The sequence below is a fragment of the Streptomyces sp. NPDC046303 genome (assembly GCF_055588085.1).
Genome location: NZ_JBVJFA010000001.1, coordinates 95,949 through 121,879, shown reverse-complemented (window position 1 = coordinate 121,879; position 25,931 = coordinate 95,949). Strand labels below are relative to the sequence as shown.

Sequence of the window (25,931 nt, the reverse complement as noted above, 5' to 3'; positions counted from 1 at the left end):
TTGGCTCCACGGTCCGATGTTCGCAGCGGTACCCGCTCCCTACCTTCCACCTCGTCACGAGGAGAGGAGAAGGGGCATGGGCCGCTTCGGAAGGACGATGGTCACGGCCGCGCTGGCGGTGGCCGTCGTCGGGGGGACCGCGGGCTGGGCCTCCGGCGACAGCCAGCGGGCGGTCACCGGGCCGCCGCCCGGCAGCGGCGCCTGGCGGGCCGACACGGTGTCGGGCCGGGCGCTGCCCGATCCGGCCGGCGCGACGCCCCACGAGGTGGCCCGGTTCTTCGCCGGGCTCGACGAGGCGGCGCGCCGAGAGCTCGTACGGTCCCACCCGCTGGTCGTCGGGAACCTGGACGGGGCTCCGCTCCCCCTGCGGTACGAGGCCAACCGGATCGCGATCGCCGCCACGGGTGAGGCCCGCTACGCCAAGCTCGGTGCGCCGGACCGGCAAATCCTGGCCTTCGACCCGCGCGGCCGCGGCCAGGTCGCCGAGGTGTTCGGGGACGTGGAGCGCGCGGCGCACGTCTCGGTGGTGGTGCCGGGGTCGGACAACGACGCCACTCGCTATGACGCCGGGCGCCGGCCCGCCAGCGGACCGGCCGGGATGGCCCGTTCGCTGCGCGCGGCGACCGGCGGATCCACCGCGGTCATCGCCTGGGTCGGGTACACCACCCCGGTCGGGGTGGGCCTGGACGCCGCCGACGGCCGGCTGGCCGAGGCCGGGGCGGTCCGCCTGGCCCGCTTCACGGCCGGGCTGGGCGCGGTCGGCGCACCCGACCCGGTGCTGTTCTGCCACAGCTACGGCTCGGTGGTCTGCGGCCTGGCGGCCCGTCACACCGCCGCCACCGACATCGTGGCCTTCGGCTCCCCCGGCATGCGCGCCGACACCGCGGCCGGACTGCGCACCGGCGCCCGGGTGTGGGCGGCACGCGGCCCCTCCGACTGGATCGCCGACGTTCCGAACGTCGAGTTCGCCGGGATCGGCCACGGCGCCGACCCCACCTCCGCACGCTTCGGCGCCCGCCGGGTGCCCGCCGCCGACGTGCAGGGCCACACCGGCTACTTCGCGCCCGGCACCCAGTCACTGGCGGCGTTCGCCGCGATCGCGAAGGGAGAAGTCCGGTGAGCACCCTCACGAAGCCGGCCAAGCCGGCGAACCTGGCGAAGCTGAACAGGACGGCCGAGCGGATCGACCGGCAGACTCCCGCCCACCGCGACCGGGCGATCGACGGACTGCGCGCCCTGGCGCTGCTGGCCGTGCCGACGGGCCACTGGCTGCTCGGCGGGTTCACCCTCGACTCCGGCGGCGGCCTGCACAACGCCAGCCCGCTGTCGGCCTTCGGCGGGCTGGCCCCGGCGAGCTGGGTGCTCCAGATGCTCGGCATCTTCTTCCTGGTCGGCGGCTACGCCTCGGCGCTCTCCTTCCGGCGCCACACGGGCCCGACGGGCGCGTGGCTGAAGGGGCGGATCGTCCGGCTGGGGCGGCCGGTCCTCGGGGTCACGGCGGTGTGGGCGCTGGCCGCGCCGGTGCTGTACGCGGCCGGGGTGCCGGAGGCGACCCTGCGGACCGGGGCGACGCTGGTGATCCAGCCGCTGTGGTTCGTCGGGGTGTACGTGGTCATCACCGCGCTGACCCCGTACTGCGTGCGGGCGGCGGGCCGGCTCGGCGGCTGGGCGGCGGCACCGCTGCTCGCCTCGGTCGCCGTGGTGGACTTCCTGCGCTACGGGCCGCTCTCCGGCTCGGTGCCGGGCTGGGTGTCGCTGCTGAACATCCTGCCGGGCTGGCTGTTCGCGTACCAGCTGGGCGTCGGCTGGGGCGAGGGGCGGATCGGGCGGCGCGGGGGCTGGCTGCTGCTGGCGGGCGGGACGCTGCTGTTCGCGGCGCTGCTCGCGGTCTTCCACTACCCGGCGTCGATGGTGGGTGTGCCGGGTGCGGAGCGGACCAACTCCCACCCGCCGTCGCTGCTCGTACTGGCCCTGGCGGCGGCCCAGTCGGGCGCGGCGGTGCTGCTGCGCGACCGGCTGGCGAGGCTGCTGGCCCGGCCGGCCCTGTGGGCGCCGGTGGTCGTGGTCAACCTGTGTGCGATGACGATCCTGTGCTGGCACCAGACGGCCATGCTGGCCGCGGCCGTTCCCGGTTCGTTCCTGGGCGGGGTGGCGGGGCTGACGACGGCGCCCGACAGCCTGGGCTGGATCGCGGCGCGGCTGGCGTGGATGCCGGTGTTCGCGGTGCTGCTGGTGGCCATCGCCCGGTACGCGAAGCGGTTCGAGGGCCCGGCACGGGAAGGGCGCACGGCACCCGCGGTCCGCCGGACCGTGGCGGGGCTGCTGGCGGCGGGGTTCGCGGTGTTCGCGCTGGGCCTGGCGTAGGACGACAAGAGCGCCGCTCCCCACCGGGAGCGGCGCTCTCTCATCGTGTCGTGTGCGGGCCCGTCAGGCGATCGAGGCGGCGACGATGGCGGCCACGGCCAGGTTGCAGGAGGCCGTGACCCAGACCGCGGGGTGGGGCTCCGGGTCGACCACTATGGCGCCGAGCTTGCCGGGGGTCACCAGGTCGAGGACGAGGAACGCCACCGCCATCAGGACCAGACCGAGCACGCCGAAGGCCGCGGTCGACAGCAGGCCCTTGCCGAAGTCCTCGTAGGTGGTCCAGATCGAGGTGAAGACGATGCCGCCGATGCCCAGGAGCGCGGAACTCAGCAGGAGGGCGGCATTGCGGTTGCGCTCCTCCCAGATCTGCTTCGGGAGCTTCCCGGGCGTCAGCACGTCCACGAGGACGATGCCGAGGATCAGCAGTACCAGGCCGAGGGCGCCGTAGGCGCTGGTGCGGCCAAGTCCGTTGATGATGTCGCTCATTGAGAAGCCTGTCTCCGCGTGGGTGGGAAATGATGTGCCGTGGGGAGGCCGAATCTATCGCACGGGCAGGTCGCGGACCATGGGGAGGTCGGGAATTGGCAGTGGTCAGGGCCGCGCGGGCGGCCGAGGCGGAGGCCCTGACGGGGCTGGTGATGCGGTCCAAGGCGTACTGGGGGTACCCGCCGGAGGTCCTGGCCGCGTGCGAGCGGGAACTGCGGATTCACCCCGCTGACGTGACGGCCCGGCGAGTCGTGGTGGCCGAGGACCACCGGGGGACGGTGCTCGGGCTGGCCGCCCTGGACGGGGCGGCCCCGCTCGCCTCGCTGGGGCTGCTGTTCGTGGAGCCCTCGGCCATCGGGCAGGGGGTGGGGCGGCTGCTGTACCGGGACGCGCTGCGCCGGGCGGCGGAGCTGGGGGTGCGCCGGATGGTGGTGGACTCCGATCCGCACGCGGCCGGCTTCTACCGGGCGATGGGGGCGGTGGCCGCGCCGGGCGGCCCCGGCGGGCTGGTGCGGTTCGAGGTGTCCCCCGCCCCGCTCGCCCCCTGGGCGCGGGCGTGGACCGGGGGCGGGCGCGCCGTCCACGTCGGCAATGTGGCCGAGTTCAACACCCAGTTCGCCGACGCCTCCCTGGACCGGGACCAGGCGGCCGCGCACCACTACGCCTGCCTGGCCGCCTTCTACAGCCCCTGCCCGGCGGCACTGGTGCTGCCCCGGACCGTGCCGCGGGGCTGGGCCGACCTGGTCTGCCGGCAGTTGGGATGGTCCGGGGTGGAGGTGTACGACGGGCTGGCGGAGGGCGGTCCCGGCTGTCTGTCGGATGCCGTACGGGCCCGGCCGGCGCTGGCCGCGCTGCTGACCGGGGCCGGGCTGCCGCTCGTACCGTGGGGGCGGACCCGGCAGTTCGGGCTGCTGGCAGGGCGGCCGTGGCGGGCGGGCGAGCTGCGGTACGAGTCCAAGTCGCAGGCGCACGGCCTGTTCGCCCGGATCCTGTCGGGCGGCGGGCATCCCGGGATCGTGCTGCCCGCGCAGTGGCGGGCGGGCTCCCGGCGGGCGGCGGTCCGCCTCGTCGCGGCCCGGGCGAAGGCGGGCGAGAGCACGGTACTGAAATCGGAGCACGGTGTGGGCGGTTCGGGCACCACCGTGCTCACCCCCGCGGGGGTCCGGGCCGCGGGCGGGGCCCGCGCGGTGCTGAGGCGGCTGCCGCGCGGGCCGCTGCTGGTGGAGGAGTTCATCGGCAGCGAGGGCGACGGGCGGGCGCAGGGCGGCGGCACGGCGCAGGGCGGCGGCACGGCGCAGGGCGGCGGCGCGCGGGACCTCACGTACGACGGCTTCGTGGACGCCGGAGGCCGGTTGCACGAGGCCGGCGCGGGGCTCATGGACGTCCGGGACGGCTGCTACCGGGGCGCGACGGTGGGCCCGGGGGCGGTGCCCGGGTGGGCGCTGGAGCCGCTGCTGGCCTTCGGGGCGGCGGTGGGCCGGGAGTTGGCGTCCACGGGCTACCGGGGCTGGTTCGACGTGGACTTCGTCACCGACGGCGCGGGCCGGCTCGCGCCGACCGAGACGAACCTGCGGCTGACGGGGCCGTCGATCGCCTTCATGGTGGCGGCCCGGCTCGACGCGCTGCGGGGCGCGGGCCACCTCGTACGGATCGTGGACCGGGTGGAGCTGGGCGCCCGGCTGCCGGACGCCCAGCTGGACGAACTGTGCGCCGCCCTGGTGCAGGGCTGCGCGGACCTCGGGGCGGTGTTCGTCCCCGCGATCCCGACGGCCGCGTTCGACCCGCAGCCCTGGCTCGGCGTGCTGGTGGCCGCGCGCAGCCGGGAGGTGCTGGACGCGGCCGAGGCGCTGGTGCGCAACCTGGCCCTGGCGGTCGGGGCGGGCTTCAACGGCCCGCCGGGGCCGGATCAGCCGTCGGTGTCTAAGTGGGAGGCCGGCCTGCGGGCGACGTAGAAGGCCAGGATGCCGGCCGCGATCATCAGCGGGATGTTGAAGGTGTAGACGAGGCCGGCCTGGCGCGGCCAGTCCTGTTTGGCCGCCAGCCGGTAGAGGTTGTCCTGCGGCCACCAGGCGACCAGCAGGTACACGACGGCCAGGTGGGCGGCGGTGGTCAGGGCGCGGCCCCGGCCGTGGGCCCGCATCCGGGAGCGTCCCGAGAAGAGGAACATCACGCCGAGGCCGAAGGCCGCGCACTCGAAGAGGTAGAGGAGGCCGAAGAGGAACGCCCACGGGCCCGGCACTCCGGTGAGGTCGGTCGATCCGGGCCAGATGAAGGGGGTGAGCACCCGGGCGGCACCGCCCAGGACCAGCGCGCCGCAGCCGATGCCGAGCGCGGTGAAGACCGCTGCGTCAGCGGCCCCGGCGGCGGGCCCGTACTTGCTGCCGCCGCCGGCCGTTCGCCCGGTGGCGTGCGCGCGGGCCGGTTGCGGCTGTTGCGGCAGACCCGCCCGGTCCTCCTGGCCGGCCCGGCCGCGGGGCAGGGTCCGCAGCCGCACCACGGCGCGGGGCCGGTCCTCGGGGGGCACCTTGCCGGCCAGGTGCTCGCGGAGCTCGTCGACGTCCGGCAGCCCGGAGCCCGGGGGCCATGACGGGTCGGCGGCCGGCGGGGCGGTGTAGGCGACCAGGCGCGGAACTCCCTGGAAACCGGGCACCGCCGCCACCATCACCGATCCGATGCCCTCGTGGCCGCGGATCACCGATTCCAGCGGGTGCGGGTCGAGGGTGCGCCCGTCGACGGTGATCCGGTCGCGGATCCGGCCGCCGAACTCCAGCAGCCCGTCGTCGCGCAGCCGCGCGAGGTCGCCGGTGGGGATCGCGTCGCCGCCGTCGGGCGGGGTGAGGCGCAGCTCCCCGTCGCGGAGGTCGACGCGGCAGCCCGGGAAGGGGGTGCCGATGAGGGAGAACCGCTCCGGGTCGTCGACCGGGCCGGGCAGCTGCGGCAGTTCGAACCAGGTGCCGGTGCCCGCGGTTTCGGTGAGCCCGTAGACGTTGAGCAGTCGGACGCCGGTGCGCAGCCGGTCCTGCAGGGCGGCCTGTTCGTCGAGGTAGAGCCGGGCTCCGGTGACCACGAGCAGCCGCAGCGAACGCAGCTCGGCTTCGCGGCGGGCTCGGGGGACGGCCGGCGGTGCGGCGGCTGCCGGCCCGGGATCCCGCCGGAGCAGTGCGGTCGCGCCGGCCGGGTCGGTGTGGACGACGGTGACCTGCTCGGATTCGACCGCGCGGCGGATCCGGTCCGGTGTCCAGGGGGCCTGCTCGGGCAGTACGAGGGCTCCGCCCGAGCACAGGGCCCGGGTCCAGCCCGCCGCGAACGCCATGAGGGCCGGTCCGGCGGTGGTCAGGTGGCGGTCCTCCGCGGTCGGCCGGAGCACCTGCGCCCAGCTGTCGTGGGCGGCGAGCAGCCGGGCGTGGCTGACGGGCACGGCGCGCGGTACCGCTCCCCCGGTGAAGAGGAGCGCCGCGGTCCGTCCTTCCGCCGTGCGGGCGGGCGCAGTGGCGGGCCGGCCGGCGATCTCCCTCGCTTCCGCCCCGAGGCGGATCACCCGCAGGCCGCTGCCGTCGTCGAGGCGGGCCTGGTGCGCGGCGTGCGTGAGCAACGCGAAGGGCGGAGCGGCGGCCAGTTGCTGCTGTCCGGTGCGCGGCACGTCGACGTCGAGGACGGCGTAGGTCCCGCCGGCCTTGAGAACGGCCAGGACCGCGACCAGGAGTTCGGCCTGGCGGTCGGTGCCGATCGCCACGAGGCCGCCGGCGGGCAGCCCGGCGGCCTGCAGGTGGTGTGCCAGCTGGTTGGCCCGGGCGTCGAGCTGCCCGTAGGTGAGGCTCTCCGGGCCGGCCATGACGGCGCGGGCGGCGGGTGCGTCCCGGGCCCACTGCTCGAAGCGGTGCAGGACGGTGTCGGTGGTGTGCTGACCGGAGCGTACGGACTCGGATCCCTGCGTCATGGACCGATGATGCCACCGGGTACCGACAGCGGGCGGGGGAGGCGGATTTCCGCCGCTCGAGCCGCAGTTGACCCGCGTCGGAGCGGACGGCCCGCATGCTTGACCTCGACTTCGGTTGAGGTCCTAACGTTCTGGCCATGGACATGGAAGTCACCGCCTGGACCTCGCTGCACAGTGCGATCAACGCCCAGGAGGACCGCCGCCCGGTCTCCCGGGCCAGTCTGCGCCGGGTCGCCGCCTTCGCCCGCCCGCACCGCCGCGGGCTCACCCTCTTCCTGCTGCTCAGCGTCGTCACGGCGCTGCTCGCGGTGGCAACGCCGGTGCTCGCCAGCCGGATCGTCGACGCCATCGTGGGCGGACGGGACAGCGGCACCGTCACCCGCCTCGCCCTCCTCATCGCGCTGATCGCGGTGGCGGAGGCGGGCCTGGGTCTGCTGACCCGCCGGCTCTCCGCCACCCTCGGCGAGGGGCTGATCCTCGATCTGCGGACGGCGGTTTTCGACCACGTGCAGCGGATGCCGGTCGCCTTCTTCACCCGGACCCGGACGGGGGCCCTGGTCAGCCGGCTCAACAACGATGTGATCGGCGCCCAGCGGGCGTTCAGCAACACCCTGTCCGGGGTGGTCGGCAACACCGTGACCCTGCTCCTGACCCTCGTCGTGATGCTGAGCATCTCCTGGCAGATCACGGTGCTGGCCCTGGTGCTGCTGCCGGTGTTCGTGCTGCCGGCCCGCCGGATGGGGGCGCGGATGGCGGCCATGCAGCGGGAGGCCGCGGCGCTGAACGCCGCGATGGGCACCCAGATGACCGAGCGGTTCTCCGCGCCGGGCGCGACGCTCGTCAAACTGTTCGGGCGGCCGGCCGACGAGTCCGCGGAGTTCGCGGCCCGCGCGGCGCGGGTGCGGGACATCGGGATCCGCACGGCGATGGCCCAGTCCGCCTTCATCACCGCCCTCACCCTGGTCTCGGCGCTGGCCCTCGCCCTCGTCTACGGGCTGGGCGGGTTCTACGCCCTGCGCGGGAGCCTGGACGCCGGTTCCGTCGTGGCCCTCGCCCTGCTGCTGACGCGGCTGTACGCCCCGCTGACCGCGCTCGCCGGTGCCCGCGTCGAGGTGATGAGCGCGCTGGTGAGCTTCGAGCGGGTCTTCGAGATCCTCGACCTGAAGCCGCTCATCACGCAGAAGCCGGACGCCCGCACGGTGCCGGACGGGCCGGTGTCCGTGGAGTTCGACCGGGTCTCCTTCGGCTACCCGTCCCCCGACAAGGTCTCGCTCGCGTCCCTGGAGGAGGTCGCCACCCTCGACGACCGGGGCGGCACGCGGGTCCTGCACGAGGTCTCCTTCCGCGCCGAGCCCGGCCGGATGATCGCCCTGGTCGGCTCGTCCGGCGCCGGCAAGTCGACCATCGCGCAGTTGCTGCCCCGGCTGTACGACGCGGACGAGGGCGCGGTGCGCCTCGGCGGGGTCGACGTACGGGACCTGACGGCGGACTCGATCCGCGAGACGCTCGGCATGGTCACCCAGGACGGGCACCTCTTCCACGAGTCGGTGCGGGCCAACCTGCTGCTGGCCCGGCCGGAGGCCTCCGAGGAGGAGATCTGGGAGGCCCTGCGCCGCTCCCGGCTGGAGGGCCTCGTGGCCTCCCTGCCGGACGGTCTGGACACGGTCGTCGGGGAGCGCGGCTACCGCCTCTCGGGCGGGGAGCGGCAACGGCTGACGATCGCGCGGCTGCTGCTGGCCCGGCAGCGGGTGGTGATCCTCGACGAGGCCACCGCGCACCTGGACTCCACCTCGGAGGCGGCGGTGCAGGAGGCACTGGGCGAGGCCCTGGCGGGCCGGACCGCGGTGGTGATCGCGCACCGGTTGTCGACCGTGCAGGCGGCCGATCTGATCCTGGTCGTGGAGGACGGGCGGATCGTGGAACGGGGCGCGCACGCCGAGCTGCTGGCGGCGGGCGGCCGCTACGAGGAGCTGTACCGGACCCAGTTCGCGACGGGGGACACGCCCGCCTGCGTGGCGCCGGAGGGTGCGAAGACCGCCTCTGGAGCATGATGCCGGTATGGACATCAAACTGGAGTTGGTGGCCGTGCCCGTCACCGATGTCGACCGGGCCAAGGCCTTCTACGAGAAGATCGGCTTCATCGCGAACCACGACCATACCGTCAGCGAGGACGTCCGCTTCGTGCAGCTGACCCCGCCCGGGTCGGCCTGTTCGATCGCGATCGGCAAGGGACTGACCAGGATGGCCCCGGGGTCGCTGGACAACATGCAGGTCGTCGTGGCCGACATCGAGGAGGCGTACGAGGACCTGCGCGGCCGCGGTGTCGAGGTGACGGAGATCCAGGACCTGCCCTGGGGCTCCTTCGTCTACTTCTCCGACCCGGACGGCAACGGCTGGGCGGTGCAGCAGACCACGCCCCGCAACACCGCGGGCCAGGCCTGACCGTCAGGTGAATGGGGCTGACCCCCGCCGGGGCCGGGGTCAGCTCTCCACGGCGGCGTGGTGGTGGTGGTCGAGTTCCCACGCGTGGTGCTTGAACTCGTGGCGGAAGTCGGCGTGGTCCTCCCACTGGCGGGCGATGCCGCGCAGCACGTCCCAGTTGTGCTCGACCGACTGGTCGATGACGCGGCGCATGGCCGGGTCCGCCGCATCCCGCTGCGCGATGAGGCCCTTGATGGCGGAGGCCTCGAGGACGGCGTTGCGCAGTGCGCGCAGCGCGCGGGACGTGTCGTCCATCCCGAAGCCGTACTCGCTTCCGGTCTCCGCGTCGAACAGCGGGGTGAGCCGCGCCTCGATGAAGGCGGTGATCCGCTCGAAGTGCTGCACGTCCATCGGGGCTCCTTCTCCTGCCGGACCACCACGTGTTCCCGGCGTCTTCTGATGCTTCTGCTGCTCACCGCCATTATTCAGCAGCGGCTTTCGCCTTCCGGGACGGGGCAACGGTCCTTACGGGGCGAGTACGTCCAGCTCCTCGAGGGCGCCCACGGCGATCTGCCGGGTCAGTGCCTCGGCGCGCGCCGCGTCGCCCTCCCGTACCGCTTCGGCCACCCGCACGTGCAGGGTGACGGCCGCAGGGTCGGGGTCGTGGAACATCACCGCGTGTTCGGTGCGGCCGGTCAGCACTTCGGCGACGACGTCGCCGAGGCGGGCGAACATCTCGTTGCCGGAGGCGTTCAGCACGACGCGGTGGAAGGCGATGTCGTGGCGCAGGTAGCCGTCGAGCTGGTGGCCGCGCGAGGTGCGGACCATGCCGAGGGCGGCTTCGGTCAGCTCGGCGCACTGCTCGGGGGTGGCCCGGGCCGCGGCGAGCCCGGCCGCGACGGGCTCGATCGCGGACCGCAGCACGGTGAGGGAGCGCAGCTGCCGGGGCCGGTCGGTGCCGGCCAGCCGCCAGCGGATGACCCTCGGGTCGTAGACGTTCCACTCTTCGGTGGGGCGCACGGTGACCCCGACCCGGCGGCGGGACTCGACCAGGCTCATCGACTCCAGGACCCGGACGACCTCCCGCACCACGGTGCGCGAGGCGTCGAAGCGTTCGGCGATCTCGTCCGTGCGCAGCACGCTGCCGGGCGGGTACTCCCCCGCCGTGATGGCGAGCCCGAGGGTGTCCAGTACGTGGGAGTGGAGCCCCTGTCCCGGTCCAGGACTGCCTTCGGTGGTCATGGCGTAAGCGTACGATGACGCCCCGGCGAACAAAAGATGCGATGTTTTACCGATCACCACTTGAATAAGTACTACTTAATGAGCTTCAGTGGTGCCCACGCGGACCGATGTCGACGAGGACAGCGAGGTACGACGTGAGCTCCCAGCGCGTCATTGTGGTGATGGGCGTGGCCGGCACGGGCAAGACGACCGTGGGCCGGCTCCTCGCCGAGGCACTGGCCCTTCCGTACGCGGAGGGCGACGCCTTCCACCCCGCGGCCAACGTCGCGAAGATGTCGGCCGGCATCCCGCTGGACGACGCCGACCGGTGGCCCTGGCTCGACGCCATCGGCGACTGGATCCGCGGCCGGGCCGGGACCGGCGGCAGCGGCGGGGTGGTCGCGGCCTCGGCGCTCAAGCGCTCCTACCGCGACCGGTTGCGGGCCGCGGCCCCGGCCCCCGGGGCGGTCTTCGTCCACCTGACCGGTGAACGCCCGCTGATCGAGCGGCGGATGGCGGCCCGCACGGGCCACTTCATGCCCGCCGTCCTGCTGGATTCGCAGTTCGCCACCCTGGAGCCCCTCCAGGATGACGAACTCGGCCTCGCCGTCGACGTCTCCGGCTCCCCGGAAGACATCACCGCACGGGCGCTGGCCGCCCTGCGCGAGCTCCCCACACCCGAGAACTAACGAAGGAAGCGTCACCGTGACCGGTCTCAGCGCCGAGACACTGGCAGCGGCGGGCACCGGACCGATCACCTCGGCCGGGAACACCCAGCTCGGCATCGCCGTGCTCGCGGGCATCGCCGTCATCGTCCTGCTCATCACCCGCCTCAAACTGCACGCCTTCCTGGCACTGACGGTCGGCTCACTGGCCCTCGGGGCGTTCGCGGGCGCGCCGTGGGCGAAGACCATCGCCGGCTTCACCGCCGGACTCGGCTCGACGGTCGCGGGCGTGGGCGTCCTGATCGCCCTCGGTGCGATCCTCGGCAGACTGCTCGCGGACTCGGGCGGCGCGGACGAGATCGTCGACACGATCCTGGCCAGGGCCAAGGGCCGGGCCATGCCGTGGGCCATGGTGCTGATCGCCTCGGTGATCGGGCTGCCGCTGTTCTTCGAGGTCGGCATCGTGCTGCTGATCCCGGTGGTGCTGCTGGTGGCCAAGCGGGGCACCTACTCGCTGATGCGGATCGGCATCCCCGCGCTGGCCGGCCTGTCCGTGATGCACGGGCTGATCCCGCCGCACCCCGGGCCCCTCGTCGCCATCGACGCGCTCCACGCGAACCTGGGGGTCACCCTCGCGCTCGGTGTGCTCGTGGCGATTCCGACGGTGATCATCTCCGGGCCGCTGTTCTCCCGGTACGCGGCCCGGTGGGTGGACGTCCCGGCGCCGGAGCACTTGATTCCGCAGCGGCCCTCGGCGGAGCTGGAGCACCGCCCCCGGTTCGGGGCGACCGTCTTCACCGTGCTGCTGCCGGTGGCGCTGATGCTGGTCAAGGCCCTGGTCGACATCGTGGTCAACGACCCGGCCCACACGGTGCAGCGCGTCACCGACGTCGCGGGCTCCCCGCTGATCGCGCTGCTCGCGGCGGTGTTGGTGGGCATGTTCACGCTCGGCCGGGCGGCCGGCTTCACCAGGGCGCGGCTGTCCACGACGGTCGAGAAGTCGCTGGCCCCGATCGCCGGCATCCTGCTGATCGTCGGCGCGGGCGGCGGCTTCAAGCAGACCCTGATCGACGTGGGCGTCGGCGGGATGATCCTGGACCTGTCGAAGGACTGGGCCATACCGACCCTCCTGCTGGCCTGGCTCATCGCCGTGGCCATCCGCCTGGCCACGGGTTCCGCGACGGTGGCGACGATCTCGGCGGCCGGTCTGGTGGCCCCGCTCGCCGCGGGCACGTCCACCACGCAGACCGCGCTGCTGGTCCTCGCGATCGGGGCGGGCTCGCTGTTCTTCAGCCACGTCAACGACGCCGGATTCTGGCTGGTCAAGGAGTACTTCGGGATGACCGTCGGGCAGACCCTGAAGACCTGGTCGGTGATGGAGACCGTCATCTCGGTGGTCGGCCTGGGCTTCGTCCTGCTGCTGTCCCTGGTGCTCTGACGCCGGTCTTGCGGATCAGGCCGGCAGGCGCTCCTCGCCGAGCTGGGCCGCCGCCAGGGCGAAGCCGTTCGCCGCGGTGGCGCAGCGGCCGGCGAGGACCGCGACCTCGGCGCGCAGGGCGTCGTCCTGCGGGACCCGCCAGGCGGGTGCGGCCAGCGTCGCGCGCAGCCGCACCGCGTGGGAGCGCAGCGCGGCGGCATGGCCGCGCAGGCTGCCGGGCCGGTGCGGGCGCCGGTACGGGTCCGGGCCCAGCGGCGGGACCGGCCGCAGCCGCCGGGGCGCGGGCCGCGGCGGCTGCGCCGCGTCCCCGGCGGTTTCCACGTCCCGGGCACCGTCGGCGGGCAGACCGGGGCCGCGGTCGCAGAACGCGCGGAAGGCGGCGCCCAGTCCGAGGAGCGGCGCGGCGGGCACGGCCCGGCCGGTGGCGACCTGCCAGCCCGCGTGATCGTTGAACGGGTTGGCGTCGGTCAGCGCGTGCCAGGCCAGGATGTCGGCGAAGGCCGGGGTCAGCAGCGAGAAGGCGTGCTCGGCGCCCCGCTCGCGCACGATGCCCCGGAACAGGCGGACGGCCTCGGTCTGCCGGCCTTCCGCGACGGCCCCGAGGACGGCCGCCGCGCCGGGATCCTTCAGGAGCTCGGGGCGGCGGGCGTGCGCGGCCCGGATCCGGGCCCTGAGCCCGCAGACGGCGACGCTGACCGCCAGGCTCTCGCGGCCCGTCAGCGTCCCCGCCAGCCGTCCGGCCCGCGCCGCGACGCCCCGGCCGCGCGGCGCCCAGCCCAGGCCCGCCGGGTCGGTGAGGGTCCGCAACAGGGTGCGCCAGCCGTGCCGGCGCAGACCTCCGCGGGTGAGCGCGGTGGCGGGCAGGCGGGCTCCGAGGGCCAGCCCGGAGGCGTAGCCGGCGGCCTCGCCGACCGCGTCGGCGGCCTCGGCGAGTTCACGGCACAGGTCGTCGAGCAGGCAGACGTCCGTGGTGTCGGGCGCGGAGGTCACGGCGTCGGGCATGGGGTCCTCGCGTGGTCAGCGGCGGTGACATCGGCTTCACCGTACGTCGCTCCCGCGGACCCCGCGCTCCGAGCGCCGGCGCCTATCCGGTCACGGCACCGGGCACGGCACCGGGCAGGGCGAAGGCTGCGTCCCGGAAGGCGGAGCGGAGGGTGGTGGGCCGGCCGGGCGGGAGGGTCGGCAGGATCAGCGCCCAGCGGCGGCGGCCCGGACGGACCCACAGGGCCGGGCCGGTGGCCGCCGGGGCGGGGTGGGCCCAGACGCCGTGCGGGGCCGGGTGCCACAGGAGGCCGCGCGCGGGGGTGAGTTCACCGGTGCGGATGCGCAGGGACTCGGCCGTCCAGGCGGGGGTGATGGCCGTCGGGCCGGCCGATCCGGGCGGGGCCACCAGGTGGCTCAGGAAGCGGACGAGGTCGGCGAGGGGCGCGTGCAGGGTTCCGTCGGCGAACCGGGTGCGGGTCATGCCCAGGGGCTGCCACACCCGGGTCGCGGCGAGTTCGTCGAGGGGGCTGCCGGAGAGGTGCTCGGCGAGACGGGTGAGGGCGGCGGTCCCGTCGGCGTGGGTGAGCAGGTGGTGGGCGGTGGTGCCGGCGGGGGTCCCCGCGGCGGCCTCCTCCCCGTAGGCGGCGAGCGGCGTGTGCAGCCGCAGCGCGCCCTCCTCGACGAGGCTGCCGATGGCGGGCCAGAGGGCGAGGACCGCGGCGAGGGCGCCGACGTCGAAGACCGCGTCGTCGCCGGTGTGCGAGGCCGCGTGGACCGCGTCGGGGCCGCCCACGGCCCAGACGGCCCCGGGGTCGGCGGAGCCCACGAGGGCCCGGATGTCGTCGGCCTGGTCGCTCAGGAGCGTCATGGTCGCTCAGGCTAGCGAGCCCGGCGCGGCTTCCCGGGCGTGTCTGTACGGAGTCGGTCTCCCCCACCCGAATGCCCCCACCCGAATGCGCCCACTCCGCATGCGCCCCAGTGCTCCGCGGGGGGCGGGGCGCCCGGGAGCGCCCCGCCCCGCGCGTCGTGCGGTCAGCCCTGGTCGGGGCGGTCGGTCACCCGGAGGGTGTTGAGCAGGGGTTTGCCGAATCCGGTGTGCGTGACGAAGCGGACGTTGAGCACCCCGTCCGTCACCGTGACCGTGTACGTACGGGTCAGGGCGGTGTACGTGCCCGCCTCCAGGGAGATGTCCAGGGAGGGCAGGACCTGCCGGCCCTCGGCCAGCACGTCGAAGACGCGCTTGTTCGGCCGGGTGGACGAGAGCTCGGCGAAGCCCAGTTCCACCGTGTAGGTGCCGTTCGGCACGTTGTCGAAGCGGTACTCGTACATGCCCTCGCGCGCGTTGCGGAACAGCCGCTGGTCGTCCGTGCCGGCGATGGTGCGGCTGGTGGTCCGGACGGAGGTGCTGCCCTGGTAGCCGTACGAGCCCGCCGTGTACTTGCGGTCCGGGGACCAGCCGTCGCCCAGGACGTCCGTGCCCGGGGAGTCGGCGCCCGCGTCCAGGGCGACCTGGTAGCGCGGGACGACGACCTTGACGGGAACGGTCAGGACCGGGGTCCGGCCGCTGGCTGACGTGATCTTCAGGTCCGCGGTCAGGACTGACCCGGGGGTCAGCCCGGTCGTGTCCACCGCCAGGGTGAGCGGGGTCCTGGCGCCCGTCGGAAGGTTTCCGGTGCCCGGCGTGGCCGTCAGCCAGGCCGCGTCCTCGGTGACCGTGAAGGCCGTGCCGAGGCCCGGGTTGGTCAGGTCCAGGCTCCGGGTCCGCCGCTGGTCCGCCGGGAGGACGACCTCCACGGCGGGCTTGGACGCCGTCACCTGGCCGGTGCGCAGCGACTGCGTCACCGTCGTGACGTCGGCCGCCTTGACGTCGACGGTCGCCTGCCCGGACTCGTAGTGCGGCGCGGCGAGGGAGACGGCCCGCGCACCGGACGGGCTCTGGACCACGTATCCGCCGTCCGCCGCCGTGGTGGCCGATACGGCCGAGTCGCCCGTGCCGACGGTCACGGTGGCGCCCGCCACGCCGTTGCCGTCGTTGGCGTCCAGGACCCGGCCCGCCACCACGCCGCTCTTGGTGGTGCGGAAGGAGATGCCCAGGCCGTCCGTGAGGACCGGGGTGTTGAAGGAGTACCTGAAGGCATCCGTACCGGTGGCGTTCTCCACGCCGACCGTGGCCGTGGAGCCGCCCTTGATGCCGGTGCCGCCGGTCCCCTTGTAGGCGTAGGAGACGCTGCCGTCCTCGCCGATGGACGCCGAGAAGGAGAACTTCTCGGCCTGCGCCGACCAGTGGGACACCTCGCGCCACTCGATGACGTAACTGCGGTGCGGGGCGGTGCCCGTGACGGCCGTGAAGACACCCGATCCGGTGCCGGCCGCGCCGACGACGAGGTCGTCCCAGAAGGGGTAGAGGGCCGCGTTCGGGGTGGCGGTGCTCGGCAGGTCGCCGTTGATGTCGGCGGTGTGGTTGCCGCCGAAGCTGACGGTGCCGTTGGTCCCGATCCAGGCCTGGGCGTACGTCTTGCCGTAGAGCGGCAGCGGGAAGGGCAGGTCGACGCGCTCGGTGGTGTTGTCGCCGGTCAGTGCGAGCTGCCGGCTGCCCGCGGGGTACGGGCGGTCGCCGGCGGCGGCGCAGGCGTAGCCGTAGCCGTCGGTGCGCTCGGGCAGGTTCACCGTGACGGTGGCGTCACCCGCGACGGTGGCCTTGGCGGTGCCGCCGGTGACGCAGCGGGAGGAGTGGGTGGCCCGCACGTCGTAGGTGCCGTGGGGCAGGGTGACCTCGAAGCGGCCCTGCGCGTCGGTGGTCGCGGTCACGGGGGTGTCCGCGATGGTGACGGCGGCTCCCGCGGCGGGGCCGGACGCGGCGGTGACGGTGCCGCTGAGCTTGCCGGAGGCGGCCTGGACGAGGGTGAAGTCGCCGGTGGCCGTGGCGTTTTCGGTGACGGCGACCGTCGCCGCCTGCGCTGCGTAGCCGAACTTGGCGGCGCTCACTCCGTAGTCGCCCACCGACAGGGCGGCGAAGCGGTACGTGCCGTCGGCCGCGGTGGTCGTCGTACGGTCGATGGGTCCGTCGGCGGTGACGGTGGCGCCGGCGACCGGCGCGCCGTCGGAACGGACGGTGCCGGCGAGCGCGCCGACGGCGCCGCGCGGGGCGCCGTTCACGGCGGCGAGGGCGTCGAGCCTGCCCTCCCCGAAGACGTTGTTGTCGGCGGAGCTGCCGCCGCACTGGGCGCTCTCGGTGTCCTGGGCGGTGCCGTCGAGCAGGGCTTCGGTCTGTGCGACGTCGCCTTCGAGGGCGGGCGCGGCGGACCAGAGCAGGGCCACGGTGGCCGCGGTGTGCGGGGAGGCCATGGAGGTGCCGGAGAAGGCCTCGTACCCGCCGCCGGGGACGGAGGAGCGTACGTTCACGCCCGGCGCGGCGATGTTCGGCTTGATGACGCCGCCGGGGCCCGCGCCGCGCGAGGAGAACGACGCGATCGCGTTGTTGATGTCGAAGGCGCCGGAGCTGTAGGAGCTCGCGTAGTCGCCGGGCGAGCCGCTGGTGGCGCAGCCGGGCCCGGAATTGCCGTTGGAGAAGGCCGGGAAGATGCCGGCGGCCCGCCAGGTGTCGACGATCTGCTGGTACCAGTCGTCGTGCGCGGCGCTGCCCCAGGAGTTGTTGACGATGTGCGGGGCGAGGTCGGGGCGCGGGTTCTGGCCGTTCTGGTCGGTGGGGGCGACGATCCACTGGCCGGAGGCGAGCAGCGAGGCCTCGGAGCAGGAGTTGGTCTCGCAGCCCTTGGCGGCGATCCACCGGGCGCCCGGGGCGACACCGATCTTGTTGGCGCCGCCGTCGTCGCCGACCATCGTGCCCATGGTGTGGGTGCCGTGGTCGTTGTTGTCGCAGGGGGCGGCAGCGGCGCAGACCCCGGCGGGGTCGAACCAGTTGTAGGCGTGGCTGTAGGTGCCGTCGGCGTTCTTGCCGCGGTACTGGTTGTTCACGGCGGGGTGGGTGTGGTCCACCCCGCTGTCGATGTTGGCGACGACGATGCCCTCGCCGCGCACTCCGGCCTGTTCCCAGACCTGGGGGGCCTTGATGCGGTCGATGTTCCACTCGACGGCGTCGGCCGCGGCCTGCTCGCGCCGCCCCTCGGCGGGCGCGGGCAGCTCGACCTTGTCGTCGGCGTCTATCCGGGCCACTTCGGGACGCTGCGCGAGGGTGCCGGCGAGCTTCTCGCTGCCGACGACGCGGACGGCGTTCACGATCCAGTACGAGGTGTACTCGGCCTGGGCGGCTTCGAGGGCCTTGAGCACCCCGGCCTGGCTGCGGGCGGCGTGCTCCTGCTTGGCCCGGAGCACGGTCCCGGCCTTGGCGGCGCGGGTCTGCTGCGTCTTCGCGGCGGTGAGGTCGGCGGCGCTGTCGAGGTAGACCCAGAAGGCCGCCTTGCCGGTGCCGTCGAGCTGGGCCCGGAGCTTGGGTTCGATCTTGCGTTCGGCCGCGCCGGGGCCGCTCGGGCGGGGGTCCGCGGTCGGGGCGGCTGCGGCGACGCCCGCGCCGAGGGGGAGGAGCAGGAGCGAGGTGAGGGCGGCGAGCGCCGCGCGTAAGGATCGCCTGGTGCGTTGGGCCACGTGTTGTCTCCTCGTACGCCGTGTGCAGGTTGTGCGGGAAGAGGGTGCGTGATGTGTCCGATGTGTGCGCGGGTCATGGTGATTGACGGGCATGTCCATTACAAGAGGGCCTATTGAGCCGCTCCCGCCCCGGCACCCGCCCGGTGGCCCCCGGCGCCCCGGCGGGCCAGCCTGGAGTCATGACCACACCCACCCGGCCGGCCGAACCCGGCGTCCCGCTGGCGTCCGCGCGGGGCCGTTGGATCCTGCTCACCACCGTGCTCGGTTCGAGCATGGCCCTGCTGGACTCGACGGTGGCCAACGTCGCCCTCCCCCGGATCGGGCGGGACCTCGACGCCGACCTGGCCGTCCTCCAGTGGACGGTCAACGCGTACCTGCTGACCCTGGCCGGGCTGATCCTGGTCGGCGGGGCGCTCGGCGACCGCTTCGGGCGCCGCCGGATCTTCGTACTCGGCGTGGTGTGGTTCGCGGTGGGCTCGCTGCTGTGCGGCATCGCGCCGAACGCCGCGGTGCTGGTGGCGGCCCGTGCCCTCCAGGGCATCGGCGGAGCGCTGCTGACCCCCGGTTCGCTCGCCCTGATCCAGGGCTCGATCCGGCCGGAGGACCGGGCCAGGGCGGTGGGCCTGTGGTCGGGGCTGGGCGGGGTGGGCGCGGCCGTGGGACCGTTCCTCGGCGGCTGGCTGGTCGACGGGCCCGGCTGGCGCTGGGTGTTCCTGCTGAACGTGCCGCTGGCCGCGCTGTGCGTCCCGGTGGCACTGCGGCACGTACCGGAATCCCGCGATCCGCAGGCGCAGGGGCGGTTCGACGTGGCCGGCGCGATCCTGGGGGCGGCCTCGCTGGCGCTGCTCACCTACGCGCTGATCGAGGCCCGGTCCGCCACGGTGCCGGTGGTGGCGGCGGCGGTCGCCGGCGTCCTGCTCGGCGGTGCGTTCGTCCAGGTGGAGCGGCGGCGCGCGGAACCGATGCTGCCGCCGGCGATCTTCGCCTCCCGGCAGTTCACGGCCGTCAACCTGGTCACCCTGTGCGTGTACGCGGCCCTCGGCGGCTTCTTCTTCCTCGTCGTACTCCAGCTCCAGGTGGTGTCCGGATACTCCGCACTGGCCGCCGGAGCGGCGATGCTGCCGACCACCGCGCTGATGCTGCTGCTGTCGGCCCGCTCCGGGGAGCTCGGGGAGCGGATCGGGCCGCGGATCCCGCTCACGGTCGGGCCGCTGGTGTGCGCGGCCGGGACGCTGCTGATGCTGCGGGTGGGCCCGGACGCCTCGTACGCGCAGGACGTGCTGCCGGCGATGGCCGTGATGGGCCTGGGCCTGGTGATCCTGGTGGCTCCGCTGACCTCGACCGTACTGGCCTCGGTCGACCCGGGGCGGGCGGGGCTGGCCAGTGGCATCAACAATGCCGCGGCGCGGGCGGCCGGGCTGCTCGCGGTGGCGGCGCTGCCGCTGCTGGCCGGGATGGCCCCGGAGTCGTACCGCTCGGCGGCCCAGTTCGACGGCGCCTTCGGGCGTGCCATGTTCTGGTGCGCGGGGACGTTCGCGGCAGGCGCCGTCGTGGCGTGGGCGACCGTGCGGTCCCCCGCGCCGGGGGCCTGCCACCCGGAGTGCCAGACGCACTGCGCGGTAGCCGCTCCGCCGCTTGAACCTTCGAGGGAGGAGGGGAGCCGGCGCCTTGACTGAAAATTCAGTCAATGCGACAGTGCGGTGACCTCCCATCCGCCCCCTCCCCCGGAGGTGCGCGTGCATCCCAGCCGCAGAACGGTGCTGCGATCGGCCGGCGCCGGCGCCGCCGGAGTGACCCTCGGCGCCCTCGCCACATCGCCCGCCCGGGCCGCCGCCGGGCGGATGAGCGTGCCGTCCGACGACGTGCGGCACGTACGCACCTGGATGGCCTGGCCCTCCAGCCGTGCGACCTGGGGCCGCGACCTCGCCGGAGTGCAGCAGGACATCGCCCTGATCGCCCGCACCGTAGCCCGCTACGAGCCGGTGCTGATGTGCGCGGCCGGCGAGAGCGCGGCCGCCGGCGCCAGAGCCCGCTGCGGCTCCGCCGTGACCGTCCTCTCCTCGGTCCCGGTCGACGACCTCTGGATGCGCGACAGCGGGCCGGTCTTCCGCCGCGACGGCGCCGGGGCGGTGGACGCGGTCGGCCTGAACTTCAACGGCTGGGGCGGCAAGCAGACCCACCGCAAGGACGCCGCCGTGGCCCGGCTGCTCGCGGCGCACGCGTCCCTGCCCTTCACGGTCGCCGGTTTCGTGGGCGAGGGCGGCGCGGTGGAGACCGACGGCGACGGGACCGTGCTGGCCACCGAGAGCAGCCTGGTCAACGAGAACCGCAATCCGGGGCTGAACCGGGCCCAGGTCGAGGCCGAGGTGCTCGCCGCCTACGGCGCGGACAAGATGATCTGGGTGCCCGGGATCAAGGGGCAGGACATCACCGACGACCACATCGACGTCACCTCCCGGTTCGTGCGGCCCGGCGTGGTGATGGTCCAGGTGCCGCCCGCGGACCGTACCGACATCTGGGCGAGGGACGCCCGCGAACAGCTCTCCCTCCTGTCCGCCGCCACCGACGCCAGGGGCCGCCGACTCCAGGTCATCCGGGTGCACGGACCGCGGACCCCGCGCTCCGGCCATCCCGGTTTCGTGGACTCGTACCTGAACTTCCACCTCGTCAACGGCGCCGTGATCACCGCGCGGTTCGGGGACGAGGCCGCGGACGCCGGAGCCCGGCAGGCGCTGGCCGCGGCCTTTCCCGGCCGCACGGTCGTGCAGCTCGACGTGGACCGGCTGATGGGCGGCGGCGGGGGCATCCACTGTTCGACCATGCAGCAGCCGGCCGCGACGTGATGCGACACCCTGTGACGTGACGCCATGTGCTGGAGCGCGACGGCCGATCTGACGGCGGGCACGGTCATCACCGCCGCCGGGCTCGCGTGCGTGGTGCACACCGTACGCGCCCGGCGGGCCCGCGACCTGCCCGTCGCCGCGCTCCCGCTGCTGCTGGGCGCACACCAGCTGGTCGAGGCCGCCGTCTGGACTTCGGGCGGCGGCTGCTCGGCGGCCGCGACCGCCTGGGCCGTGATCGCCCTCCCGCTGCTGGCCGTCTGGGTGCCGCTCGGAGTGCTGGTCGCGGCCGCGCCGGGGGTCCGGCGCCGCCTGTGGGGGCCGTCGGCCGCCGGCCTCGCCACCGGCGCGGTCCTCTCGTACTTTCTCGCGACCCGGCCGGTGACCGCGGAACTGCGCGGCCACACGATCGGCTACGGCGTGGACGTGCCGTACGCGCCGCTCGTCGTCGCCGCCTACCTGTTCGCCACGCTCGGCACCCTGCTGCTCGCGGGCGACCGGCTGCTCCGGCTGCTCGGCGCCCTGCTGGCCGTCGGCGCCGTGGTCTGCGCGGCCCTGTGGCGGCTGGAATTCGCCTCCACCTGGTGCGCGTTCGCCGCGGTCGCGTCCCTGCTGGTCCTGGGCTGGGTGCGGCGGCCCGGGGCCGCGCATGCGGCGACGCGAGCGGCTTGAAGGCGCGAAGTTACCCCGAGGTATCTAGTGACTTCACAAGCACCTGGCAGTAGAACTCGTTCTCATTCAGCCGAGAGTGAGGAACGTCACATGAACGATATCGGCGTGCCCAGAAACGGTTCACACGGGTTTTCCCGTCGCGGTTTCCTCGCAAGAACAGGTTCTATTCTGGGGGCCGTGGCCCTCTCCGCGCAAGTCACCCCCTCCGCCCATGCGGCACAGACCGCCGCCACCGCGGCCGCCCTCGACGACGGGGCCCGCGTGCCGGTCCTGGTGATCGGCACCGGGTACGGCGGGTCCGTCGCCGCCCTTCGCCTCGCCCAGGCCGGCGTCGACGTCCACATGGTCGAGATGGGCATGGCCTGGGACACCCCGGGCAGCGACGGCAAGATCTTCGCCCACACGACCAATCCCGACTACCGCTCCTACTGGCTGCGCACCAAGACCAAGGCGCCGCTCAGCAACTTCCTCGGATTCCCGATCGACAAGGCCGTCCCCAAGTACACGGGCATCCTCGACGCCGAGGAAATGGGCGGGATCATCGTCTACCAGGGCCGCGGGGTCGGCGGCGGCTCGCTCGTCAACGGCGGCATGGCCGTCACCCCCAAGCGGGCGAACTTCAGTGCCGTCCTGCCGTCGGTGAACGCCGACGAGATGTACAGCACGTACTATCCGCGCGCCAACGCCGGACTGGGGGTGGGCCTCATCGACCCGGCCTGGTTCGACACCGTCGCCTGCTACCAGTACGCCCGCGTCGGCCGCAAGCACGCCCAGCGCTCCGGATTCCCCTTCGTCTTCGTCCCCGACGTCTACGACTGGGACTACATGAAGCAGGAGGCGGCCGGCACCGTCCCCAAGTCCGCGGTGGACGGCGAGATCCTCTACGGCAACAACCACGGCAAGAAGTCGCTCCAGCAGACCTACATCGCGGCCGCCAAGGCCACCGGCAGGGTCTCCATCTCCCCCCTGCACCAGGTCACCTCGGTCGCTCCCGCCTCCGGCGGCGGCTACACCGTCACCATCAACCAGCTGACCACCGACGGCACCGTCTCGGCCACCAAGACCGTGACCTCCGACCGGGTGTTCTTCGCGGCCGGCAGCGTCGGCACCAGCAAGCTGCTCGTGAAGCTCAAGGCCACCGGTGTCCTGCCCCTCCTCAACGACGAGATCGGCAAGGGCTGGGGCGACAACGGCAACGTCATGTGCGGCCGTGCCAACCACATGTGGGACCCGACCGGCAAGGTGCAGGCCGCCATTCCCTGCGGCGGCATCGACAACTGGGACGCGGGCGGCGCGTTCGCCGAGGTCGCCCCGCTGCCGACGGGCATCGAGACGTACGCGTCCTTCTACCTCTCGATCACCAAGAACCCGCACCGCGCCCGGTTCTCCTGGAACGCGGCGGCGGGCAAGGTCGAACTCGACTGGCAGACGGCGTGGAAGCAGCCGTCCATCGACATGGCCAAGACCATCTTCGACAAGATCAACTCGAAGGAGGGGACGATCTACCGGACGGACCTGTTCGGCACCCACAAGATCTGGGGCGACCACCTCACCTACCACCCGCTCGGCGGCGCGGTGCTGGACAAGGCCACCGACAACTACGGCCGCCTGCACGGCTACACCGGCCTGTACGTGATCGACGGCGCGCTGATCCCCGGCAACACCAGCGTCAACCCGTTCGTCACCATCACGGCCCTCGCCGAACGGAACATCGAGAAGATCATCGCCACCGACCTGTAGCCACGTGCGTACGCACGACCGCCAGGTCCGTACGCACGACCGCCGGGGCCGATCGGAATCACCGAGCGGCCCCGGACCCATGGTCAGTGGCCCGGCAGCATGCAGACGCTGTCGAGGCCGAGCACGTGGTTGAGCCGGCCGAAGGCCAGCCAGGACCCGATGCTCATGGTGAGCTCCACGATCTCCAGTTGGCTGTAGTGCGCGGTCATCCGGTCCCAGAACGCGTCGTCGAGTCCGTGGTGGTCCAGGGTGTACCGCTCGGCGTACTCCGCCGCCAGCCGGGTGCGGTCGTCGAAGCGGTCGGTGGTGCGCCACTCGGTGACGGCGTCGGAGAACTCCTCCTCGACCTTCTCCCCCTCCCGTTCGGTGCGCCAGTCCAGGCAGAAGACGCAGCCGTTGATCTGCGCGACGCGCAGCCGGGCGGCCTCGAACTCGCGCAGCCCCAAGGTGGTGTGGGCGTACACGGACAGCGAGAAGTTCGCGGCGGCCATGCCGATGCCGGGAACCATGTCGCCCCACACGTACTCGATCGGGTGCTGGCCTTCGGGAATGTCGATCCTCATGACTGCTTCCTTCCGAGTTTGCCGAGGGCGGGGCGCAGCGGGACGTCGAGGGCGTCGTAGAGCCCGGGTTCCGCCTCCGTGAGCCAGTCGATGGCGCTCACCAGGCGTCCGACGGCGGTCGCGTTGCCGCCGGCCGAGCGGTTCTCGCCCTCGTCGGTGGCCTCGACGGTGACCTCGATGCGCGGGCGGCCCTCGATGACGACCCGGTGGGCGCCGTCACCGCCGTCGGGAGGGGTGGGCCAGTCCGGGGCGCAGGAGGCGTGGATGCGGGTGACGTGCTCGATGACGATGCGGGGTTCGCCCTCGACGATGCCCTGTACCTCGAAGCGGATCGCTCCCTGGGTGCCGGCCTCGAAGGCGCCCATCGTCCGGGTGGTGACGGTGGTGTCGAGGGCGCGCCGGTCCACCGTCTCGCGGATCTCGTCCAGTTCGACCCCGAGGGCCCGGGCCATCATGCGTATCTGCCCGCCCCACACCATGGTCGGGATCGAGGGCATGAGCATCATCGGCTCGTAGTCCATGGGCTGGCCCATGCCGACGAGGTAGCGGACGGAGTCCGGCTGGTCGTAGGTGGAGTAGTCGAAGATCTCCTGGCAGCGGATGGCGTCGATCGTGGTGCCGAGGCCGCTGAGCAGGAGCGGGAGGACGTCGTTGCCCCAGCCGGGGTCGACGCCGGAGGCGAAGAACGAGCCGCCGCCCTCCGCGACGGCGGCCAGCACCGGTCCGCGGAACTCCGGCGGTGCGCTGCGGTGGTCGTAGAGGGGGTACAGCGCGGGGCTGACCACCACCGCGCCCGAGCGGACCGCCCGGGTGATGTCGGCGAGGGCGTCGTCGGGCCGGACGTCACCGGACGCGGCGTACACCACGGCCCGGGGCCGGGAGGCCAGGACGGCTTCGATGTCATCGGTGGCCTCGACGCCCAACAGGTGGCCGAGCCCGCCGAGTTCACCGGCGTCGCGGCCGACCTTGGCTGGATCGTGGACGATGACTGCGGAGAGTTTCAGCGCTGGATGGGCCTCGACGGCGCGGATGGCCAAACGGCCGACGTTGCCGGTACCCCAGACAACCGTGGAAATCATGCGCGGAGGGTAGCCACAGGACCTGCACGTTTCCATAGCCGTGCGGCACCGGTCGTGCGGCCGGGAGACCCGCGCCCGAGGGCGTCACTGGTTCTCGGCGCCCAGGACGAAGAGGAGGAAGACGAAGAAGGCGAAGAGGTGGCCCACGAACAAGTAGGCGACCAGCCGGATCACCAGCCCCCGGGGAAACTTGCTCTCGATGCGTGCCCGCACGGAGGTGACGGGCTTTCGTGCCTGTGACATGGGTACGGCTCCTCGGCTATCGGTGACGAGTGGTGGCGGCGCCCCCGCCCAGGCACAGCCCGGCGAGACTGCTCTGCAGCAGGGTGTGGACGAACAGCAGGTCCGCTCCGCCGGCGTCGGCCCCCGCGATGCGGTGCGGGGTCAGCGAGTCGAAGTGCGCGCTGTCGCCGGGGTCCAGGAGGTACTCGGCCTCGCCCAGGTGCAGGCGCAGCCGGCCGCCCAGTACGTACAGCCACTCCTCACCGGGATGGACGCGGACCAGCTCGCCCGGGCCGCGGCCGTGCGGGACGTGCACGCGCAGGGCCTGCATCCCGCGCCCGGAGCCGCCCGCCTGCCAGTACGTCCATCCGTCGGCCTCCCGGGCACCCGGACCGCCGGCCCGTACGATGGGGTCGGCGACGGCCGGGACCTCGCCGAGCAGCTCGGAGACGGTCGCCCCGTAGGTCCGGGCGAGTGCCAGCAGCAGCGGCAGCGAGGGCCGGCGCCGGCCGGTCTCCAGGCGGGACAGGTGGGCGGGCGAGAGTCCGGCCCGCGCGGCGGCGGCTTCCAGGGTGAGTCCGGCGCGGCGGCGCAGGTCGCGCAGTTGCGGGGCCACGGTGGGCAGCTCGTCGCCCGCTTCCTCGGGGGCAGGACCGGGGTTCATGCCCCGATTGAGCCAGAGTCTTGCCTGGCTGGC

The 25,931-nt window shown here is 73.7% G+C and carries 22 protein-coding genes; 11 read left to right on the top strand and 11 right to left on the bottom strand.

Annotation, left to right across the window (positions count from 1 at the left end):
* Window positions 1-76 precede the first annotated feature (76 nt).
* Entirely contained in the window at window positions 77-1,120 is a 1,044-nt protein-coding gene (locus tag ACZ6I1_RS00550; RefSeq protein ID WP_469281558.1) for an alpha/beta hydrolase, read from the top strand.
* Entirely contained in the window at window positions 1,117-2,364 is a 1,248-nt protein-coding gene (locus ACZ6I1_RS00545; protein WP_469281557.1) for an acyltransferase family protein, read from the top strand. The genes ACZ6I1_RS00550 and ACZ6I1_RS00545 overlap by 4 nt, the downstream gene beginning before the upstream one ends.
* Window positions 2,365-2,427: 63 nt before the next feature.
* Here ACZ6I1_RS00545 and ACZ6I1_RS00540 read toward each other — a convergent pair whose 3' ends face one another.
* The gene (locus ACZ6I1_RS00540; protein WP_469281555.1) at window positions 2,428-2,850 is read right to left on the bottom strand and encodes a DUF350 domain-containing protein; all 423 of its coding nucleotides are present in this window, start codon (window positions 2,848-2,850) and stop codon (window positions 2,428-2,430) included.
* A 101-nt stretch (window positions 2,851-2,951) separates the two neighbouring features.
* Here ACZ6I1_RS00540 and ACZ6I1_RS00535 point away from each other — a divergent pair, with 101 nt between their 5' ends.
* Window positions 2,952-4,802, top strand: coding sequence for a GNAT family N-acetyltransferase (locus ACZ6I1_RS00535; protein ID WP_469281992.1), 1,851 nt, complete (start codon window positions 2,952-2,954; stop codon window positions 4,800-4,802).
* Here ACZ6I1_RS00535 and ACZ6I1_RS00530 read toward each other — a convergent pair.
* Window positions 4,757-6,787, bottom strand: coding sequence for an AMP-binding protein (locus ACZ6I1_RS00530; RefSeq protein WP_469281553.1), 2,031 nt, complete (start codon window positions 6,785-6,787; stop codon window positions 4,757-4,759). The two genes, ACZ6I1_RS00535 and ACZ6I1_RS00530, sit on opposite strands and share 46 nt — an antisense overlap.
* Before the next feature lie 137 nt (window positions 6,788-6,924).
* On the opposite strand from ACZ6I1_RS00530, the gene ACZ6I1_RS00525 reads away from it, so the two are divergent.
* Entirely contained in the window at window positions 6,925-8,838 is a 1,914-nt protein-coding gene (locus ACZ6I1_RS00525; protein ID WP_469281551.1) for an ABC transporter ATP-binding protein, read from the top strand.
* A gap of 7 nt (window positions 8,839-8,845) precedes the next feature.
* Window positions 8,846-9,229, top strand: coding sequence for a VOC family protein (locus ACZ6I1_RS00520; RefSeq protein ID WP_469281549.1), 384 nt, complete (start codon window positions 8,846-8,848; stop codon window positions 9,227-9,229).
* Window positions 9,230-9,268: 39 nt separating this feature from the next.
* Here ACZ6I1_RS00520 and ACZ6I1_RS00515 read toward each other — a convergent pair whose 3' ends face one another.
* The gene (locus tag ACZ6I1_RS00515; RefSeq protein WP_469281547.1) at window positions 9,269-9,619 is read right to left on the bottom strand and encodes a hypothetical protein; all 351 of its coding nucleotides are present in this window, start codon (window positions 9,617-9,619) and stop codon (window positions 9,269-9,271) included.
* 114 nt (window positions 9,620-9,733) lie between these two features.
* Window positions 9,734-10,450, bottom strand: a complete 717-nt coding sequence (locus ACZ6I1_RS00510; protein WP_469281545.1) for a FadR/GntR family transcriptional regulator — start codon at window positions 10,448-10,450, stop codon at window positions 9,734-9,736.
* Between the two features lie 107 nt (window positions 10,451-10,557).
* Between ACZ6I1_RS00510 and ACZ6I1_RS00505 the strand changes: the two genes are divergently transcribed.
* Window positions 10,558-11,118, top strand: coding sequence for a gluconokinase (locus ACZ6I1_RS00505; RefSeq protein WP_469281543.1), 561 nt, complete (start codon window positions 10,558-10,560; stop codon window positions 11,116-11,118).
* A 16-nt stretch (window positions 11,119-11,134) separates the two neighbouring features.
* Window positions 11,135-12,532, top strand: coding sequence for a GntT/GntP/DsdX family permease (locus ACZ6I1_RS00500; RefSeq protein ID WP_469281541.1), 1,398 nt, complete (start codon window positions 11,135-11,137; stop codon window positions 12,530-12,532).
* Between the two features lie 15 nt (window positions 12,533-12,547).
* Here ACZ6I1_RS00500 and ACZ6I1_RS00495 read toward each other — a convergent pair whose 3' ends face one another.
* The 3 genes from ACZ6I1_RS00495 to ACZ6I1_RS00485 all read right to left on the bottom strand — a co-directional run bounded on the left by ACZ6I1_RS00495 (window position 12,548) and on the right by ACZ6I1_RS00485 (window position 18,118).
* Entirely contained in the window at window positions 12,548-13,534 is a 987-nt protein-coding gene (locus tag ACZ6I1_RS00495; protein WP_469281539.1) for a hypothetical protein, read from the bottom strand.
* 82 nt (window positions 13,535-13,616) lie between these two features.
* Window positions 13,617-14,384 carry a serine hydrolase domain-containing protein gene (locus tag ACZ6I1_RS00490; protein WP_469281537.1) on the bottom strand — a complete coding sequence of 256 codons (768 nt, stop codon included), beginning with the start codon at window positions 14,382-14,384 and terminating at the stop codon, window positions 13,617-13,619.
* A 164-nt stretch (window positions 14,385-14,548) separates the two neighbouring features.
* Window positions 14,549-18,118 carry a S8 family serine peptidase gene (locus tag ACZ6I1_RS00485; protein WP_469281536.1) on the bottom strand — a complete coding sequence of 1,190 codons (3,570 nt, stop codon included), beginning with the start codon at window positions 18,116-18,118 and terminating at the stop codon, window positions 14,549-14,551.
* A gap of 179 nt (window positions 18,119-18,297) precedes the next feature.
* On the opposite strand from ACZ6I1_RS00485, the gene ACZ6I1_RS00480 reads away from it, so the two are divergent.
* The 4 genes from ACZ6I1_RS00480 to ACZ6I1_RS00465 all read left to right on the top strand — a co-directional run bounded on the left by ACZ6I1_RS00480 (window position 18,298) and on the right by ACZ6I1_RS00465 (window position 23,370).
* Entirely contained in the window at window positions 18,298-19,794 is a 1,497-nt protein-coding gene (locus ACZ6I1_RS00480; RefSeq protein ID WP_469281534.1) for an MFS transporter, read from the top strand.
* A 60-nt stretch (window positions 19,795-19,854) separates the two neighbouring features.
* A complete protein-coding gene (locus ACZ6I1_RS00475) occupies window positions 19,855-20,961 on the top strand; it encodes an agmatine deiminase family protein (RefSeq protein WP_469281532.1) in 1,107 nt (368 codons plus the stop codon).
* Between the two features lie 24 nt (window positions 20,962-20,985).
* Window positions 20,986-21,630, top strand: coding sequence for a DUF6629 family protein (locus ACZ6I1_RS00470; RefSeq protein WP_469281531.1), 645 nt, complete (start codon window positions 20,986-20,988; stop codon window positions 21,628-21,630).
* A gap of 90 nt (window positions 21,631-21,720) precedes the next feature.
* Entirely contained in the window at window positions 21,721-23,370 is a 1,650-nt protein-coding gene (locus ACZ6I1_RS00465) for a GMC oxidoreductase (RefSeq protein ID WP_469281530.1), read from the top strand.
* Window positions 23,371-23,453: 83 nt separating this feature from the next.
* On the opposite strand, the gene ACZ6I1_RS00460 is transcribed toward ACZ6I1_RS00465, so the two are convergent.
* The 4 genes from ACZ6I1_RS00460 to ACZ6I1_RS00445 form a co-directional block, all read right to left on the bottom strand.
* The gene (locus tag ACZ6I1_RS00460; RefSeq protein ID WP_362585996.1) at window positions 23,454-23,933 is read right to left on the bottom strand and encodes a carboxymuconolactone decarboxylase family protein; all 480 of its coding nucleotides are present in this window, start codon (window positions 23,931-23,933) and stop codon (window positions 23,454-23,456) included.
* Window positions 23,930-25,012, bottom strand: a complete 1,083-nt coding sequence (locus ACZ6I1_RS00455; protein WP_469281528.1) for an NAD(P)H-dependent amine dehydrogenase family protein — start codon at window positions 25,010-25,012, stop codon at window positions 23,930-23,932. Before ACZ6I1_RS00455 ends, ACZ6I1_RS00460 begins: the two co-directional genes overlap by 4 nt.
* An 84-nt stretch (window positions 25,013-25,096) precedes the next feature.
* Window positions 25,097-25,255 (bottom strand): DUF6126 family protein, encoded by a 159-nt coding sequence (locus tag ACZ6I1_RS00450; RefSeq protein ID WP_469281527.1) that lies wholly within the window; start codon window positions 25,253-25,255, stop codon window positions 25,097-25,099.
* Between the two features lie 16 nt (window positions 25,256-25,271).
* Entirely contained in the window at window positions 25,272-25,898 is a 627-nt protein-coding gene (locus ACZ6I1_RS00445; protein ID WP_469281525.1) for a helix-turn-helix domain-containing protein, read from the bottom strand.
* Window positions 25,899-25,931 lie beyond the last annotated feature (33 nt).